At 33.7% G+C, this 243-nt stretch carries 1 pseudogene; it reads left to right on the forward strand.

Going from position 1 to position 243, the window contains the following annotated elements:
- Nucleotides 1-243, forward strand: a pseudogene (locus AWV70_RS10870) (protein rep); the annotation flags it as partial.

Here is a 243-nt window from a genome sequence, read left to right on the forward strand (position 1 = left end):
TTTTATAAAGCCTTAAAAGGCAAACGATTAATTGTCTATTCTGGGCTATTTAAAGACGCTATGACCAAATTTAAAAATGGTGAGTTAGATGGCTATAAAGAAAAAGATGTGACAAAATATGTCTATGCCATCATGTATAATTGGGGTGGTAAAAAGAACATCGAATTAGAGAAACGGTATTTGACAGATGATGAACTGGAAGCGATCAATGGGAAATTGATTGATGAAGAGGATGTGGAATGA

It is taken from the genome of Sporosarcina koreensis, assembly GCF_001531445.1.
Classification (GTDB): domain Bacteria; phylum Bacillota; class Bacilli; order Bacillales_A; family Planococcaceae; genus Sporosarcina; species Sporosarcina koreensis_C.